This window comes from Vibrio sp. 10N.286.51.B11, from assembly GCF_041469245.1.
Classification (GTDB): Bacteria; Pseudomonadota; Gammaproteobacteria; order Enterobacterales; family Vibrionaceae; genus Vibrio; species Vibrio crassostreae_C.
Map to the genome: position 1 here is coordinate 148390 of NZ_JBFRKI010000009.1, position 14876 is coordinate 163265.

15 protein-coding genes are annotated in these 14876 nt (G+C 45.4%); 8 read left to right on the forward strand and 7 right to left on the reverse strand.

Annotation, left to right across the window (positions count from 1 at the left end):
* Positions 1 to 33: 33 nt before the first annotated feature.
* The 3 genes from AB4154_RS05745 to AB4154_RS05755 all read left to right on the forward strand — a co-directional run bounded on the left by AB4154_RS05745 (position 34) and on the right by AB4154_RS05755 (position 1730).
* Entirely contained in the window at positions 34 to 357 is a 324-nt protein-coding gene (locus AB4154_RS05745; protein WP_170791809.1) for a cytochrome c, read from the forward strand.
* A gap of 130 nt (positions 358 to 487) precedes the next feature.
* Positions 488 to 826, forward strand: coding sequence for a nitrogen regulatory protein P-II (glnB, locus tag AB4154_RS05750; protein ID WP_017063373.1), 339 nt, complete (start codon positions 488 to 490; stop codon positions 824 to 826).
* Between the two features lie 61 nt (positions 827 to 887).
* Positions 888 to 1730, forward strand: a complete 843-nt coding sequence (locus AB4154_RS05755; protein WP_017060728.1) for an endonuclease/exonuclease/phosphatase family protein — start codon at positions 888 to 890, stop codon at positions 1728 to 1730.
* A gap of 106 nt (positions 1731 to 1836) precedes the next feature.
* Here the strand turns inward: AB4154_RS05755 and AB4154_RS05760 are convergent, their stop codons facing one another.
* The 3 genes from AB4154_RS05760 to gloB all read right to left on the reverse strand — a co-directional run bounded on the left by AB4154_RS05760 (position 1837) and on the right by gloB (position 4923).
* Positions 1837 to 2523: a YIP1 family protein gene (locus AB4154_RS05760; protein WP_017060727.1), complete on the reverse strand. Its 687-nt coding sequence runs from the start codon at positions 2521 to 2523 to the stop codon at positions 1837 to 1839.
* Positions 2520 to 4094 carry a LysM peptidoglycan-binding domain-containing protein gene (locus AB4154_RS05765; protein ID WP_017063374.1) on the reverse strand — a complete coding sequence of 525 codons (1575 nt, stop codon included), beginning with the start codon at positions 4092 to 4094 and terminating at the stop codon, positions 2520 to 2522. The genes AB4154_RS05760 and AB4154_RS05765 overlap by 4 nt, the downstream gene beginning before the upstream one ends.
* 70 nt (positions 4095 to 4164) lie before the next feature.
* Positions 4165 to 4923, reverse strand: a complete 759-nt coding sequence (gene gloB / locus AB4154_RS05770) for a hydroxyacylglutathione hydrolase (RefSeq protein ID WP_017060725.1) — start codon at positions 4921 to 4923, stop codon at positions 4165 to 4167.
* 53 nt (positions 4924 to 4976) lie between these two features.
* Here gloB and AB4154_RS05775 point away from each other — a divergent pair, with 53 nt between their 5' ends.
* Complete coding sequence (locus AB4154_RS05775) at positions 4977 to 5759, forward strand: class I SAM-dependent methyltransferase (protein WP_017060724.1); 783 nt, start codon at positions 4977 to 4979, stop codon at positions 5757 to 5759.
* Between the two features lie 98 nt (positions 5760 to 5857).
* Here AB4154_RS05775 and rnhA read toward each other — a convergent pair whose 3' ends face one another.
* Positions 5858 to 6322 carry a ribonuclease HI gene (gene rnhA, locus AB4154_RS05780; protein ID WP_017063376.1) on the reverse strand — a complete coding sequence of 155 codons (465 nt, stop codon included), beginning with the start codon at positions 6320 to 6322 and terminating at the stop codon, positions 5858 to 5860.
* Between the two features lie 56 nt (positions 6323 to 6378).
* Between rnhA and dnaQ the strand changes: the two genes are divergently transcribed.
* Both dnaQ and AB4154_RS05790 read left to right on the forward strand, forming a co-directional pair.
* Complete coding sequence (gene dnaQ / locus AB4154_RS05785; RefSeq protein WP_017060722.1) at positions 6379 to 7146, forward strand: DNA polymerase III subunit epsilon; 768 nt, start codon at positions 6379 to 6381, stop codon at positions 7144 to 7146.
* Between the two features lie 9 nt (positions 7147 to 7155).
* Positions 7156 to 8403: a TIGR03503 family protein gene (locus tag AB4154_RS05790; protein ID WP_017069371.1), complete on the forward strand. Its 1248-nt coding sequence runs from the start codon at positions 7156 to 7158 to the stop codon at positions 8401 to 8403.
* A 129-nt stretch (positions 8404 to 8532) separates the two neighbouring features.
* On the opposite strand, the gene fadE is transcribed toward AB4154_RS05790, so the two are convergent.
* Entirely contained in the window at positions 8533 to 10998 is a 2466-nt protein-coding gene (fadE, locus tag AB4154_RS05795; RefSeq protein WP_029235127.1) for an acyl-CoA dehydrogenase FadE, read from the reverse strand.
* Between the two features lie 329 nt (positions 10999 to 11327).
* On the opposite strand from fadE, the gene lpcA reads away from it, so the two are divergent.
* Positions 11328 to 11903, forward strand: a complete 576-nt coding sequence (gene lpcA, locus AB4154_RS05800; protein WP_017063379.1) for a D-sedoheptulose 7-phosphate isomerase — start codon at positions 11328 to 11330, stop codon at positions 11901 to 11903.
* A 67-nt stretch (positions 11904 to 11970) separates the two neighbouring features.
* Entirely contained in the window at positions 11971 to 12816 is an 846-nt protein-coding gene (locus AB4154_RS05805) for a class II glutamine amidotransferase (protein ID WP_136973718.1), read from the forward strand.
* Positions 12817 to 12925: 109 nt separating this feature from the next.
* On the opposite strand, the gene purN is transcribed toward AB4154_RS05805, so the two are convergent.
* Both purN and purM read right to left on the reverse strand, forming a co-directional pair.
* Entirely contained in the window at positions 12926 to 13600 is a 675-nt protein-coding gene (gene purN / locus AB4154_RS05810) for a phosphoribosylglycinamide formyltransferase (RefSeq protein WP_372122443.1), read from the reverse strand.
* A gap of 132 nt (positions 13601 to 13732) precedes the next feature.
* On the reverse strand, positions 13733 to 14773 hold the full coding sequence (purM, locus tag AB4154_RS05815; protein ID WP_017071054.1) for a phosphoribosylformylglycinamidine cyclo-ligase: 1041 nt from the start codon (positions 14771 to 14773) through the stop codon (positions 13733 to 13735).
* Positions 14774 to 14876: the final 103 nt, after the last annotated feature.

Genomic DNA, 14876 nt, shown 5'->3' on the forward strand with positions numbered 1-14876 from the left:
CACAATTCACCGTCACTTTAATAAAAATAATTAATGGAATATGCAATGAAGAAAATTACACTAGGATTAGTTCTTGGATTTGGACTATTGAGTGGTAACGCTCTGGCGGCTGATGTTGCTGCGGGTCAAGCTAAAGCAGCAATCTGTGCGGCATGTCATGGTGCAGACGGTATCGCAGTGATCCCTGGCTATCCAAACCTTAAAGGTCAAAACGAGCAATACATCGCTTCATCAATTAAGGCCTATAAGAATGGCCAGCGCACCGGCGGTTTGGCCGCTGTAATGCAGGCTCAAGCTTCAATGCTGAGTGATGAAGACATCGCGAATCTAGCCGCTTACTACGCAAGCCTTAAGTAAAACCTTCTCAAAGCGCTGATTAAACAAGATGATAAATTTCGAGCCAGAGCTTTAAAGCTCTGGCTTTTTTCATTGAATGTTTACTATAGCTAACCGATAATGAGCCATTCGCACAGTTTAAGGGATGAACATGAAAAAGATTGAAGCCATTATCAAGCCATTCAAACTTGATGATGTACGTGAAGCACTTGCAGAAGTGGGTATTACGGGTATGACAGTATCTGAAGTTAAAGGCTTTGGACGTCAAAAAGGTCATACTGAGCTATACCGCGGCGCAGAGTACATGGTCGACTTTTTACCTAAAGTGAAACTAGAAATCGTTGTGACCGACGAAGTGGCTGACCAATGTGTTGATACCATCATTGAGACGGCTCAAACAGGTAAAATTGGTGACGGTAAGATCTTCATTACTGAAGTTGAACGTGTGGTACGTATTCGTACTGGCGAAGAAGACGAAGACGCCGTATAAAAAAACTATTACCCTAAAAGGAGCGTTTATCGCTCCTTTTTCATCTCTGGTAGGGTGCTGTATGTTTAAGAAAACCATCATTGTTATCACGTTATTGATAACGCTTGCTGTCGTTAGTTTTCATTTTATCTTCGTGATCCCGAATAAACCCAACCTGATCATTTCCTCTCAAAGTACCAGTAACGACATCTACAGTTGCTACCAAAACTCTGCACCGAAAGCGATTGATGTGTCTGATGGCTTAGACATTACGGTGTGGAATATCTACAAGCAAAACCGAAATAATTGGCAGAGTGAGTTAAATAAGCTGTCGGCAGGTAGCGATTTAGTCTTGCTGCAAGAAGCTAGTATGACAGAAGGACTTCGCCAATGGGTAATGAGCGGACAGTGGGGAAGCACACGTGTTAATGCGTTTGAGGCCTTTGAGCAAAGTGCTGGGGTACTCAACCTAGCAACCCATTTACCGATTGAAGCGTGTGCTTATACTCATGAAGAACCTTGGCTTCAACTGCCTAAATCGGCGCTTTGGTCGCGTTACCAACTAAACAATGGCGAAGAGCTGGCTGTGATTAATATCCACGCTGTGAACTTTACCTTTGGTACGGAAGATTACGAGGCTCAGCTCAAGAGCTTAACTGACAATCTGCAAAAGTATCGTGGGCCGGTTATTTTTGCTGGGGACTTTAATAGCTGGAGTGAAGCTCGCTTTGCTGTATTGAAAGATGCGTTGGAGAAGGTTGGTTTGACGGAAGTTGCCTTTGAGCCAGATAACAGAACTCAGTTCATTACAGGACTGGTGCTCGACCATGTGTTCTATCGAGGGCTAGAGGTAGAAAAAGCAAAAGCGCCCATTACGGACGCTTCTGATCATAACCCTATGCGAGTGACCTTTAAGGCTAAATAGTGATTAGCTATTAGTCATTGGAACTTAACCATTCGCACGGTGGTTACCTTGGGAAATCTAACGGAACAATAGGCTAGAGAGTCTTCGCTAGCCTTATCTCTTCTACTTAAAAGATTAAAATGTAGAGCGCCCAGATTAGGTAGTAGCCAACCCATGGTAAGCCTGAAATCACAAGCGCTTGCCCGCGTTCAAACTCAGTCCACGTTAATACCGCAGCATAACCTAGCACGATGTACCATGGCAGAAGCAGTGGTAATGAGCTAGCAAACTGTGACCAATCATTAGTTAGCGGTAACTTGATCAAGCCATTTAAGCTGTTCAAGTCGGCAGCGTAGTTCATCACATGTCCATGCTTGAGTATCAGGCTTGCGTAGCTTGCTACATCACCTAAAACAGCTGGGAATATAACAACCGATGCCGCTGCAAACCATCGCCAAAAGCTGTGCTGATGTTGGCTTGGCTTGGTTGCTAGGTTAAACCAGAATGCCAATAGAACGATGGTTAATGTTCGGCCAAATACGTCGCTGATGATTTCACTTGCGAGTAAGGTATTGCTGTCAAGTAACGCCAATTGGTCAGGGTTCGTTTGAGCCAGTTGCTGCGAGAGCTCTGCACTTAACCATGCAAAATCTACATTCGAAAAATAAGCACCCCAAAACAAAAATGGGCTGAGCATTAATACGACGTAGGGTTGCCATCCCCAAGCACTTCGTTGATAAAGCGCTAAGAAACAAGCTGTTGGCGAACGGAATATATCCAACAGCATGACGAGTGGGTTACTTGACGGGTTCATACACTTACCTTAGTTACATCAACATACAGCTTCAGTTTTTGTCCTGGCTGTAGGTATTTTTTGTTCTGCAAAGTGTTCCATTTTACAACATCTGTACTTTTTACTTTGAACTTTGATGCAATACCGCTGACTGTGTCACCTGATCTTACGTTATAAAAGATCGTACGGATGATGGCGCCGTCTGAGCCGTTCTTCCAAATGACCAGTTCTTGACCAACTCTAAGCGTGTCGCGTGGTCCCATGCCATTCCACTTAGCCAGTGATTGATGAGAGACCTTATTTGCGCGTGCAATCGTCCATAGGCTGTCACCACTTCTTACAGTATGGCTGAGCTTATATTGACCACGACTCTTCGACTGTGTGCTTGCTAGGCGGTTTGAGGCGCTTAGGGCGTATGTCTTGTCGTCTTTGGTGGATGTTGGGATAAGTAAGTGCTGGCCAATACGAATATTGTTGTTGCTCAAACCGTTTGCAGAGCGGATCACTTTGCTGGTGGTGTTATATTTGCTTGCCAGTACGCTAATGCTGTCACCAGATTGAACCTTGTAACGCACCAACTTCATGCCTTTGCCTTTATTGGCAGCGACTTCTTTGTTGAATTTCTCAACTGAATCTAAAGGAAGTAATAGTTGTTGGTGTTTCTCTGGTGCCGTTGCCCATTGGTTGTAAGCCGGGTTGTAACCTTGAAGTTCTTTGACAGGAATGCCTGCGTAGTTCGCAGCAATGGCTAAATCAAGCTGTTCTTCAGGGTTAACCAGAGTCAGCACTGGCTTATTCGGGATCGCCGGAATATCGATGCCATACTTTTCTTGGTTGGCAATGACATCTGCTAGAGCAAGCAGTTTAGGTACATAGCTGCTGGTCTCTTTTGGTAAGTCCAAAGAGAAAAAGTCGATTGGCTTGCCAAGCTTCTTGTTCTTGCGGATTGCGCTGTTTACTCGACCACCACCACTGTTATAGGCAGCAATCGCATGATTCCAGTCGCCATCGAAACGTCGGTTAAGATCTGAGAGGAAGTCCAATGCGGCGTCGGTAGAGGCGGCAACATCGCGGCGGCCGTCATACCAAAAGTTCTGTTCAAGCCCGTAGTCTTTGCCAGTGCCTGAAATGAATTGCCATAGACCAGCAGCACTGCCATGAGAGTAGGCAAACGCATCGAAAGAGCTTTCTACAACGGGTAGTAGTGCCAATTCTAGTGGTAAGCCTTTTTCTTCAATCTTAGTCGTGATCAGATACAAGAAAGGTTCAGCACGCTTTGATACTGTTTTTAGATGACTCGGGTGCTTGAGATACCAAGTTCGGTAGTAGTCGACCTTCTTTTGGTCTGGCACTTCCATTTCAAGTTGCATCGCAATGCGTTTCCAAACATCTTCTTGTGTTTGTGGAGTAACGACAGGTGCTTCAACTTTTTGATCTTCTTTGGCTGTTGCTTCTGATGAAACGTTCGCTTGAGAAACTTCTTTAGTAGGAGATGTGTTGGTTTGCTCGGAAGCTTGGTCTGGATTCTCTGACTGAGTTAATTGGCAACCAGAAAGTAGTAATACCAAAGCCCAGCTGTACTTAACTCGCATGTTACAGCCTTTTTAATTAACGGCCGATGATAATACTTGCCACCCCCTATGAGTGACAAGTCTGTATTTGTTAAAATTCGTTCTTCCACGCACGTAAAGCGGTGAATACCGATAAAGGATCGGTCTGCTCGGTGCGATTAGACACTGATTTCACTACACTTGGCTCGGTATAGCGCAGGAAGGGGTTCACAAACTTCTCTTGTCTCAAATTTGTGGGGATGGTCGACTTATTTTGAGCGCGAAGTCGGTTCACTTGGTCGCGATATTGCTGCAAATGTTGGTTATCAGGCTCTACGGCTAATGCGAAAGCGATATTGGCTGCAGTGTACTCATGTGCACAATAAACTTCGGTTTCTTGAGGCAGAGCCGTGATCTTATTCAGTGCATCGAACATCTGTTGTGGTGTGCCTTCCATGATTCGGCCACAGCCCGCAGAGAACAACACATCACCACAAAACAGTTTGGCATCGCCCACATAACCAATATGACCCGCAGTATGGCCACTGAGCCCTAGGACGAGGAATACTTCGCCAAACAGTTCTAATTGATCACCATCATCGACCGGATGAGTTAAGGTAGGGATAGGTTCATTCCTTGGACCGACAACATCCACGCCGGGAAATTGTCTAACGAGTTCTGGAACACCACCAATGTGATCGTGGTGGTGGTGTGTAATCAAGATTGCATCTAAAGTTAGCTCATGGTGTGCCAAGTACTCTAATACTGGAGCCGCATCACCAGGGTCGACGACAGCACAACGGCGATCGCTATTTTGAATCAGCCAGATGTAATTGTCGTTAAATGCAGGTATGCTTTTGATATGTAACATTATTGGTTCTCCAGTCACTATTAGTGCGACAGAATAAGTGAGACAGATTATTGATGAAGCCAGCACGTAGCAGAAAGAAGTTTGAACGTCCTTACACTTGGGCGCAATTGCACAATGGGGACTGGTTGAGAGAATCTATTCAAACTCGACTCGATGAGTGGTGCCCAAAGCTATTTGGTTACCATATGCTCAAGCTCGGTGGCCTCAGTAGTGAGATTTCTAGCTGCACATGCAACATTCAACATCAAGTAAACCTAGATATCCAGAACCCATTACATAATGTGATAGCGGATGGCTATAATTTACCCTTTTTGGAGAAAAGCTTTGATGTTGTAGTACTGAGTCATCAGCTAGATTATAGCAATGACCCGCATCGCTTATTGAGAGAAGTCGATCGAGTGATGATGGACGATGGCTATATCATTATCACGGGCTTCAACCCAATCAGTGTCACTGGGCTTGCCAGTTTGATGCCTTGGCGAAAGAACAGCTTGCCTTGGAGTGGGCGTATGTACACGCCAAGTCGAATTAAAGACTGGTTAGGTGTACTTAACTATGAAGTAATTCATTGTGACACCTACGCGCTGTTTCCGATGAGTAAGTATCAAGCGATGTGGACGTGGTTGGAGAACAGCTTAGGTGGTTGTGCATCCTTCGCCGGAAGCCAATACTTTATTGTTGCTCGTAAGCGTACTTACCCGCTAAAACCCATCAAACCACATTGGCACCTTAAGCGACGTTTCTCGCCTGTTGGGGCAAGTTTTAGAACCAATACGCGCCGTACAATGGATTCAGCCAAAGCGTCATATCCGCTAAAAACAGAAAAAGCCGATTAGTTGTCGGCTTTTCATCTATCAATTCGATTGAGAAATTGTCAATTAGTTTAAGAAATTATAAATCGCTTTCTGAAATGTGCGTCTAATTAAAAAGACGATTAGCTTGGTTGATAGCCCGTATCTTCTAGAGTCGGATTCTCCGCTGCATTTCGCGCTAAATCATCACACATTTCGTTTTCTCTGTGTCCGGCGTGTCCTTTTACCCAGCGCCAATCAACGTTATGGCGAGCGGTTTCTTTATCGAGCCTTTGCCACAGATCGGCATTTTTAACCGGTTTCTTGTCGGCTGTTTTCCAGTCACGCTTTTTCCAGTTATGAATCCACTGTGTGATGCCTTGACGCACGTATTGGCTATCTGTGGTCAGAATCACAGAGCAAGGTTCTTTGAGGGTTTGCAGAGCCACGACAGCGGCGAGCATTTCCATACGGTTATTGGTTGTTAGCGTGAAACCTTCTGCTAGCGTCTTCTCGACTTTTTTGTAGCGAAGTACGATGCCATAGCCGCCGGGACCAGGGTTGCCTAAACAAGAACCATCAGTGAAAATTTCAACTTGTTTCGTCATGATTTGATACTATTACCTCAAGCACATTATCGGCATAGTCTGACACAGTTATCCTTATGAATACCAGTAGCACTCCAGAACAAAGCACGAACGAAAAAAACAGTTCGAACGAAAATAAGCGCATTGTTGTACTCGATACCGAAACCACCGGTATGAATACAGAAGGTGGCCCTCACTATATGGGTCACCGCATCGTTGAAATTGGTGCAGTAGAGATCATCAACCGTAGGCTGACCGGGCGTCATTTCCACGTCTACATCAAGCCCGATCGTGCGATTCAAGAAGAGGCGATTGGCGTTCACGGTATTACCGATGAATTCTTGATTGATAAGCCTGAATACCAAGACATTCATAAAGAGTTTCTCGACTTTATCAAAGGTGCGGAGCTGGTGGCTCATAACGCGCCCTTCGATACGGGCTTCATGGACTATGAGTTTGAGAAGCTCAACCCAGCGATAGGTAAAACGGATGACTACTGTAAAGTTACCGATACCTTGGCAATGGCGAAGAAGATATTCCCAGGTAAAAGAAACAACCTAGATATCTTATGTGACCGTTACGGTATCGATAACTCGCACCGTACTCTCCACGGCGCATTGCTCGATGCGGAGATCCTAGCCGACGTCTACTTATTGATGACGGGTGGTCAAACTTCGCTGCAATTTAACGCTGGTCAACAGGAAGGCGAAGCCGAAAGCATACGAAGAGTAGAAAGTGGTCGAAAATCCCTAAAGGTTTTACGAGCTACGGCCGATGAAGTAGAAGCGCATCAAAGTCGTTTAGATCTCGTCGAGAAAAGCGGAAGCTGCCTCTGGCGTCAGTAGGGAGAAAGTATGTTAAGGGTATTGGCTACCGGTTGCTTATTGCTGTTAAGTTTTGGCTTACATGCAGCAACAGAATCCGTTATGAGTTTATTGGACAACCGTTTTAGAGTTGATCCCAGTATTGAACAAGTCACCTTTGTGATTTATCGAGCCGATAACTCTAAACCTGTCGTTTTGGTTCGCCCTGATGGCAAGAAATACTACTCTTGGCGCAATGCTGATAATGTCCGTTGGTACGAAGAATCGTCCATGGACATTATCTCTATCGACAATCCGATGCCCGGCCCTTGGCAAGCGATAGGTAAAGTTTCCCCTAAGAACAATATCAAGCTGCTGTCTCATCTTGTTTTGGATGCTAATGAGTTCCCAGATAAGTTGTATCAAACAGAGCGCATCAAATTTACCGCTCGACTGACTTCTGATGGCAAGCCGCTGGTGCTGCGCGATTTTCTCGATCGCGTGAAGCTTAAGGTTACCTTTACTAAGTTTGTTGAAAACGAAGAGTCTTTGGTGAGAGAAGCGCGCCCGGTGCCGGTTGTGATGGGCGAGTTTGCCGATGATGGCGCTGATCTTGATGAAAAGGCCGGAGATGGTGTGTTCACTGTCTCTTTGCCAATTGATATCGAGCCCGGTAAATACCGAGCGCGTATTACCTCTGGTAATGGCGTGTTCCTGCGAGCGCAAGAGCAAGAAGTCTTGGTTTACCCAACACCGATCACTAGCACCTTCATTCAATCACGAAAAGAGGGTTTACCTCATACTATTGTGGTGTCTGGTGAACAGGGGATGATCGCACCGAGCTCGTTAGCGGTTCATGTTGAGCACAAGGCTCCTGATGAATATGTGATGTACAAGCAGGGGCAAGCTGAAGTCGACGCAATGAAAGTCGCTTTAGAGGTGCCTTATAATGGCGATTTAGGAATTTATAATTGGTCAGGGATGGTTTATGCCACTGATGCTTCAAGTCAGCGCCCGCTGATTTTTCCAATTACCGAGCAGTCGTACAGCGTTGTTGAAGATATCGACTTAGCAGAGTCACGACGTCTTCAAGAAGAAGCTCTTGCTGAACAGAAGCGTATCGCAACAGAGTTGATGATCCTTCAAAAACGTGAAGATGACAGACAGCGCAGTATGATCATTATTGCGGTGGGTAATGTGGTCGCTATTCTATTGGGCTTATTGATTTGGTTTGTGGTTCGTAAGGTCAAGGCGAAGAAAAAAGCGTTACCTGAGATGCAGCTCAAGGCGCCCAAGTAACTCGCTTAGATGATTAGATTGTCTTGAGAGAATAAGCCGCTAGATAAAGCATTAAAATTTGTGACAACGATGTCATGAACAAAAAAAACGGGACTCATAGGAGTCCCGTTTTTGTTTCTTTTTCTGGCCTTAAGCGACGTTATCAATCGATTGGTCTGGGTACTGAGATTTTGCTGCAAGCTCCTCTGGTGAGAAGTCATCCACGTTAATCGTGTACAGTCTATGTTCCTCAGCGCTAATCAGAAGATTTGCTTCGTCTTGCGTTAAGATACCTTTCTCAAGTCCCAACTGAGCAACAAGATCAAGTCGTAAGAAGGCACGTTTTTGATGTGTCTCTTTGCAGACTTTGTCGAACAGAGGTTCAGCTTGAAGAATCACTTCTAGCGCTTTTTCAATCTTACCTACTGGGTTGTATTCCGTCGCTTCTAGGTATTGGCCGCGACCTATACGAGAGCGTGTTTCGCTTGGTGTTTGTAGAATGTGCGCAACTTTGCTATCGAGCTTGTCGTTTGGAGCACGACGGATACGACCAAATGGCATTAGCACAACACGAAGCAGACGACCAATCACAGGGTTAGGGAAGTTCGCTAAGAACTCATCAATCGCCACTTCAGTCTGACGTAAGCTATCTTGCATCCCCCAATGTACTAACGGTAGATCTTCAGCGTGGCTGCCTTCACTTTCAAAGCGCTTCAACGTTGCTGAACCGAGGTAAAGTTGACTTAAGATATCACCCAGTCTTGCTGATAAACGTTCTCTACGCTTCAGTGATCCGCCTAGAACTGCCATTGAAATATCAGACAGTAGCGCTAGGTTTGCACTGTAGCGGTTTAGCTGTTGGTAGTAACGCTGTGTCTGTTTATCTGTTTTATTTGAAGGTGTTGGCGCATCAGAACCACGACCATCGGTTAAACCAAACCACAAGCTGCGGACTAGGTTGCTCATCGTAAAGCTAACGTGCCCTGCTAACGCTGAATCAAACTTATCAAGCGCATCGCTGCTTTCAGAATAAGCCGCTTCCATTTCGTTCAGTACGTAAGGGTGACAGCGAATCGCACCTTGACCATAGATGATCATTGAACGAGTCAGGATGTTTGCGCCTTCAACCGTAATCGCGATAGGCGAGCCTTGGTAGCCACGAGCTAGGAAGTTCGATGGGCCTAAACAAATGCCTTTACCACCGACGATATCCATCGCATCAATGATGCTGCGCTGGCCACGGTGAGTACAGTGGTACTTAACGATTGCAGAGATAACCGAAGGCTTTTCACCAAGGTCGATGCCCGCAACGGTTAGGTTACTTGCAGCGTCCATTACATAAGCGTTACCTGCAAGGCGTGCAAGTGGCTCTTCAACCCCTTCCATGCGGCCAATAGGCTGTTTGAACTGACGGCGGATACGAGCGTAAGCGCCAGTTGCAAGCGCGGCAGACTTGATGCCACCAGTTGAATTTGAAGGCAGTGTGATACCACGACCAACCGACAGGCACTCAACCAGCATACGCCAGCCTTGACCGGCCATTTTCTGACCGCCAATGATGAAATCGATAGGCACGAAGATATCGTCGCCTTGCGTCGGGCCATTTTGGAAAGGTACGTTTAGTGGGAAGTGGCGGTTGCCAATCTCTACGCCTTTTAAATCCGTTGGGATAAGCGCACAAGTGATACCAAGATCTTTTTGATCACCAAGCAGGCCATCCGGGTCACGAAGTTTAAAAGCTAAGCCTAATACCGTCGCGACAGGCGCGAGAGTGATGTAACGCTTGTTCCAAGTTAGGCGCATGCCGAGTACTTCTTCGCCTTGCCAGTCGCCTTTACAAACCACACCGTAATCTGGAATAGAGCCAGCGTCTGAGCCAGCTTCTGGGCTAGTTAGTGCGAAACAAGGGATCTCTTTACCTTCCGCTAGGCGAGGCAGGTAGTGGTTTCTTTGTTCTTCTGTACCGTAGTGTTGTAAAAGCTCACCAGGGCCTAATGAGTTAGGTACGCCAACCGTCGATGACAATACACTAGAAACGCCTGTTAGCTTCTGTAGAACCAAAGATTGAGCGTAAGCTGAGAACTCTAAGCCGCCGTATTTTTTCTTGATGATCATGGCGAAGAATTTATGGTCTTTCAGGTATTGCCATACTTCTGGTGGCAAATCAGCAAGCTCATGAGTGACTTGGTAATCATTGACCATTTCACACACGATATTTACTGGACCATCTAAAAACGCTTGCTCAGCTTCAGAGAGTTTCGGGTCAGCAATGTTCTGAAGTTTCTTCCATTCAGGTTTGCCTTTGAACAGCTCTGCTTCCCACCATACTGTGCCGGCTTCTAGTGCTTCTTTTTCTGTCTGAGACATCGCCGGTAGAACTTTCTTAAATAAAGAGAGTGCTTTTTGGCTGATCAGTGTCTGACGAATGGTCGGTACAGCAAAGATCGCAACGGCTAATAGATAGCAAAGCCAGCCGGTAACAGCCACGCCGCCAAGCAGTGTTAATGCTACCATTGCGCCGGTTAATACAACTAATGCACGTACCAGACTAACTCTATGGTAAAGACAGACGCCTAAGATGGCGGTCATGCCGAGTAGGGAGAGCAATATGTTCATGATCGATTTCCTTTTCAGAGATCACTTATTGTTATTAAGTTTTAGGTAAGAGGTCTAACCAGTCAAGTGTAAACAAAATATTAAATATTTGTAAAACTCCAAGGTGGGTAAAAAGTGATCTCAATAGAGTTAAAGTTCTAATTGTGAGAGGTTGGTGGCGAATATTTGGACGGATTTACAACGACAAGTTAATTAAGGTGGCAATCTTTGGGCTTAAGTGTCGACACTATTTCATGTTTGTGGGTAAACTCAGCTATAAAGAGGGGAAAACCCTCAGTTCTCATTTCACGCACTTTAAGCTGCGTCAAAAAAAATAAGAGATAAGTCTTATGTACCAAGACCTAATCAAAAGTGAATTAAACGAAGCTGCTGACGTTCTGAATAAGTTCCTGAGTGATGACCATAACATCGCTCAAATTGAAGCGGCGGCAAAACTGATTGCTGACTCATTCAAGCAAGAGGGCAAAGTGCTTTCTTGTGGCAACGGTGGTTCACACTGTGATGCAATGCACTTCGCGGAAGAGCTTACAGGCCGATACCGTGAAAACCGTCCAGGTTACGCTGGCATTGCGATTTCAGATCCAAGCCACCTGTCTTGCGTGAGTAATGATTTTGGCTACGACCACGTGTTTTCTCGCTATGTAGAAGCGGTGGGTCGTAAAGGTGATGTGTTGTTCGGTCTGTCGACTTCAGGTAACTCTGCCAATATTCTAAAAGCGATTGAAGCGGCTCAAGCGAAAGGCATGAAGACTATTGCGTTGACGGGTAAAGATGGCGGTAAAATGGCGGGTTGTGCGGATATCGAAATCCGAGTACCACACTTTGGCTACGCAGATCGCATCCAAGAGATTCACATTAAGATCATCCACATTGTGATTCAGCTTGTCGAAAAAGAGATGGAATAATAGTTTTACAGACATTTGGAGCCCAGCTTTTTGGCTCCATTGGTTTTAATAGGGAGTAGATTAAACCATGTGTGAATTGCTCGGTATGAGCGCGAATGTGCCAACTGATATTTGTTTTAGCTTTACTGGTCTTATGCAGCGTGGAGGCAATACTGGCCCGCACCGCGATGGCTGGGGTATTACCTTCTATGAGGGAAAGGGTTTTCGTACATTTAAAGATCCTAACCCGAGCTGTGAATCTAAGATCGCTGAGTTGGTTCAAAACTACCCAATTAAAAGCCAAGCCGTTGTCAGTCATATCCGTCAAGCGAACCGTGGTGGTGTTAATCTAGAGAATACACACCCTTTTACTCGTGAGCTTTGGGGGCGATACTGGACCTTTGCTCACAATGGTCAATTAACGGATTACGACGATCTGATTAGTGGTCGTTTCAGACCGGTTGGCGAGACAGACAGTGAGCTCTCCTTCTGTTGGCTACTCAAACAACTTGAAGAGCGTTTCCCTGAGCCACCTCAAGATATGGAAGGTATGTTTCGCTTCGTAGCGGAATGTTGTGACCAGCTCCGAGAGAAAGGCGTTTTCAACATGTTGTTGAGTGATGGTGAGTACGTGATGACTTACTGTACTAACCATTTGTACTGGATAACAAGGCGCGCACCTTTTGGTAAAGCGAGCCTGATTGATGAAGATGTTGAGATTAACTTCCAGGAAGAAACTACGCCTAATGATGTGGTTACGGTGGTGGCAACTCAGCCTCTAACAGACAATGAACAGTGGTTTAGAATGAAGCCGGGCGAATATGCGCTGTTTCATTTTGGTGAGCTGATTGGCAACAATCATAAAGCGTTGGAAGATGTCGCTTATGCGCCGAAGAAGGTAGCAAGCCAAGCGCCAACTGAACCATTGAGCTGAGCTAAGTGTCTCGAATAGTATTATTTGAACCCTATAAAAAAAAGGCTGCTTACTGAACTAATGAATCAGTGAGCGGCCTTTTTTTGGATTTGATTTAGTTTCTGAAGAATTACTCTTCTGCGTAACCGTGTTTACCTAATGCCTTACCGTCTAAGACAGCTTGCCCATTTAGCATTGATAAACGATCTTCGGCGAACCATTTACAGACCATAGGGTAAATGCAGTGTTCTTGGGTAAGCACTCGGCTTGCCAGCATATCAGCATCATCATCTTCAAATACCGGTACCTTAGCCTGTAAGATCACAGGACCCCCATCAAGCTCTTCAGTAACAAAGTGGACACTAGTTCCGTGCTCTTTGTCTTGTGCATCAATGGCACGCTGGTGGGTGTGTAGGCCTGGGTATTTAGGCAACAGGGAAGGGTGGATGTTGACCATTTTACCCGCATAGTGACGAACAAACTCTGAACTCAGGATACGCATATATCCCGCAAGTACGATTAAATCGGGTTGGTATGCATCAATCTGAATCATCAATTCATGATCGAACTCTTCACGTGAACCAAAGTCTTTTGGATTCACTGAATGTGCGCCAACACCTGCGGTTTTCGCTCGTTCTAATCCAAAAGCCTCTGCTTTGTTTGAAAAGACAGCCTTAACTGAAGCATCAATCATATTGTTATCACAGGCATCCAAAATTGCCTGTAAGTTACTTCCGCTTCCTGAAACTAACACAACGATGTTTTTATTAGAGTGACTGGTTTTATTTGAGTGATTGTTTTTCATAGAGTGGGTCATACGATTGATTAACTGAATTGTTTACAATGTACCTACATAAACTAAGGTTTTCTGCGGGCTAAATAGCAAAATGAGGACCATTAGGTCCTCATTGATTAACTAAGTAAGTGAGCGTATCACTTATTTAATTTCAACTTGCTCTTCGCCAGCTTCAGCGTTTGCGATCTCACCGATAACCCAAGCGTTTTCGCCTTCAGCTTTCAGTAGTTCAACAGCAGCGTCTGCTTGATCTTTAGGTAGAGCAACAACTAGGCCTACACCACAGTTGAAAGTGCGGTACATTTCGAATGTCTCCACGTTACCTTTCTCTTGTAGCCAGTTGAAGATAGCAGGCCATTCCCAGCTCTTGCCATCAATGACTGCTTTAGTACCTTCAGGAAGTACGCGTGGGATGTTTTCCCAGAAACCACCACCTGTGATGTGTGAGATAGCATGAATGTCATGCTCTGCAATCATCTTAAGCGCTGATTTGATGTAAATCTTAGTTGGTTCTAGTAGGTGCTCACCGATAGTGCGACCTTCTAGTTCTTCATTCTTATCAGCACCAGAAACTTCTAGGACTTTACGAATTAAAGAGTAACCGTTTGAGTGTGGACCACTTGAGCCAACAGCGATAAGTGCGTCGCCTGCTGCTACTTTAGTGCCGTCAATGATGTCCGCTTTTTCTACAACACCAACACAGAAGCCAGCTACATCGTAGTCGTCGCCTTCGTACATGCCTGGCATTTCAGCAGTTTCACCACCGATTAGTGCACAGCCAGCTTGAACACAGCCTTCAGCAATACCAGAAACAACGTCTGCTGCTGTATCTACATCTAGCTTACCTGTTGCGTAGTAGTCTAGGAAGAATAGCGGTTCACCACCTTGAACGATTAAGTCGTTCACACACATTGCCACTAGGTCGATACCAATGGTGTCGTGTTTTTTCAGATCCAAAGCAAGGCGAAGTTTAGTACCAACACCATCAGTACCTGAAACAAGTACCGGCTCTTTGTATTTCGTTGGAAGTTCACATAGGGCGCCAAAGCCACCAATACCGCCCATTACTTCAGGGCGACGAGTGCGTTTAACAGCACCTTTGATACGGTCTACTAGTGCATTACCTGCGTCGATATCAACACCAGCGTCTTTGTAGCTTAGAGAAGAAGTATTACCACTCACGGGATAGTCCTCGAACTTAAGTTGGATGTGAAAACGGCGCTATTCTAACAGGGCTTGAATATGAAGAGCAAACGTTTGCGCGGTTTTTTTTATTAGAATAAAG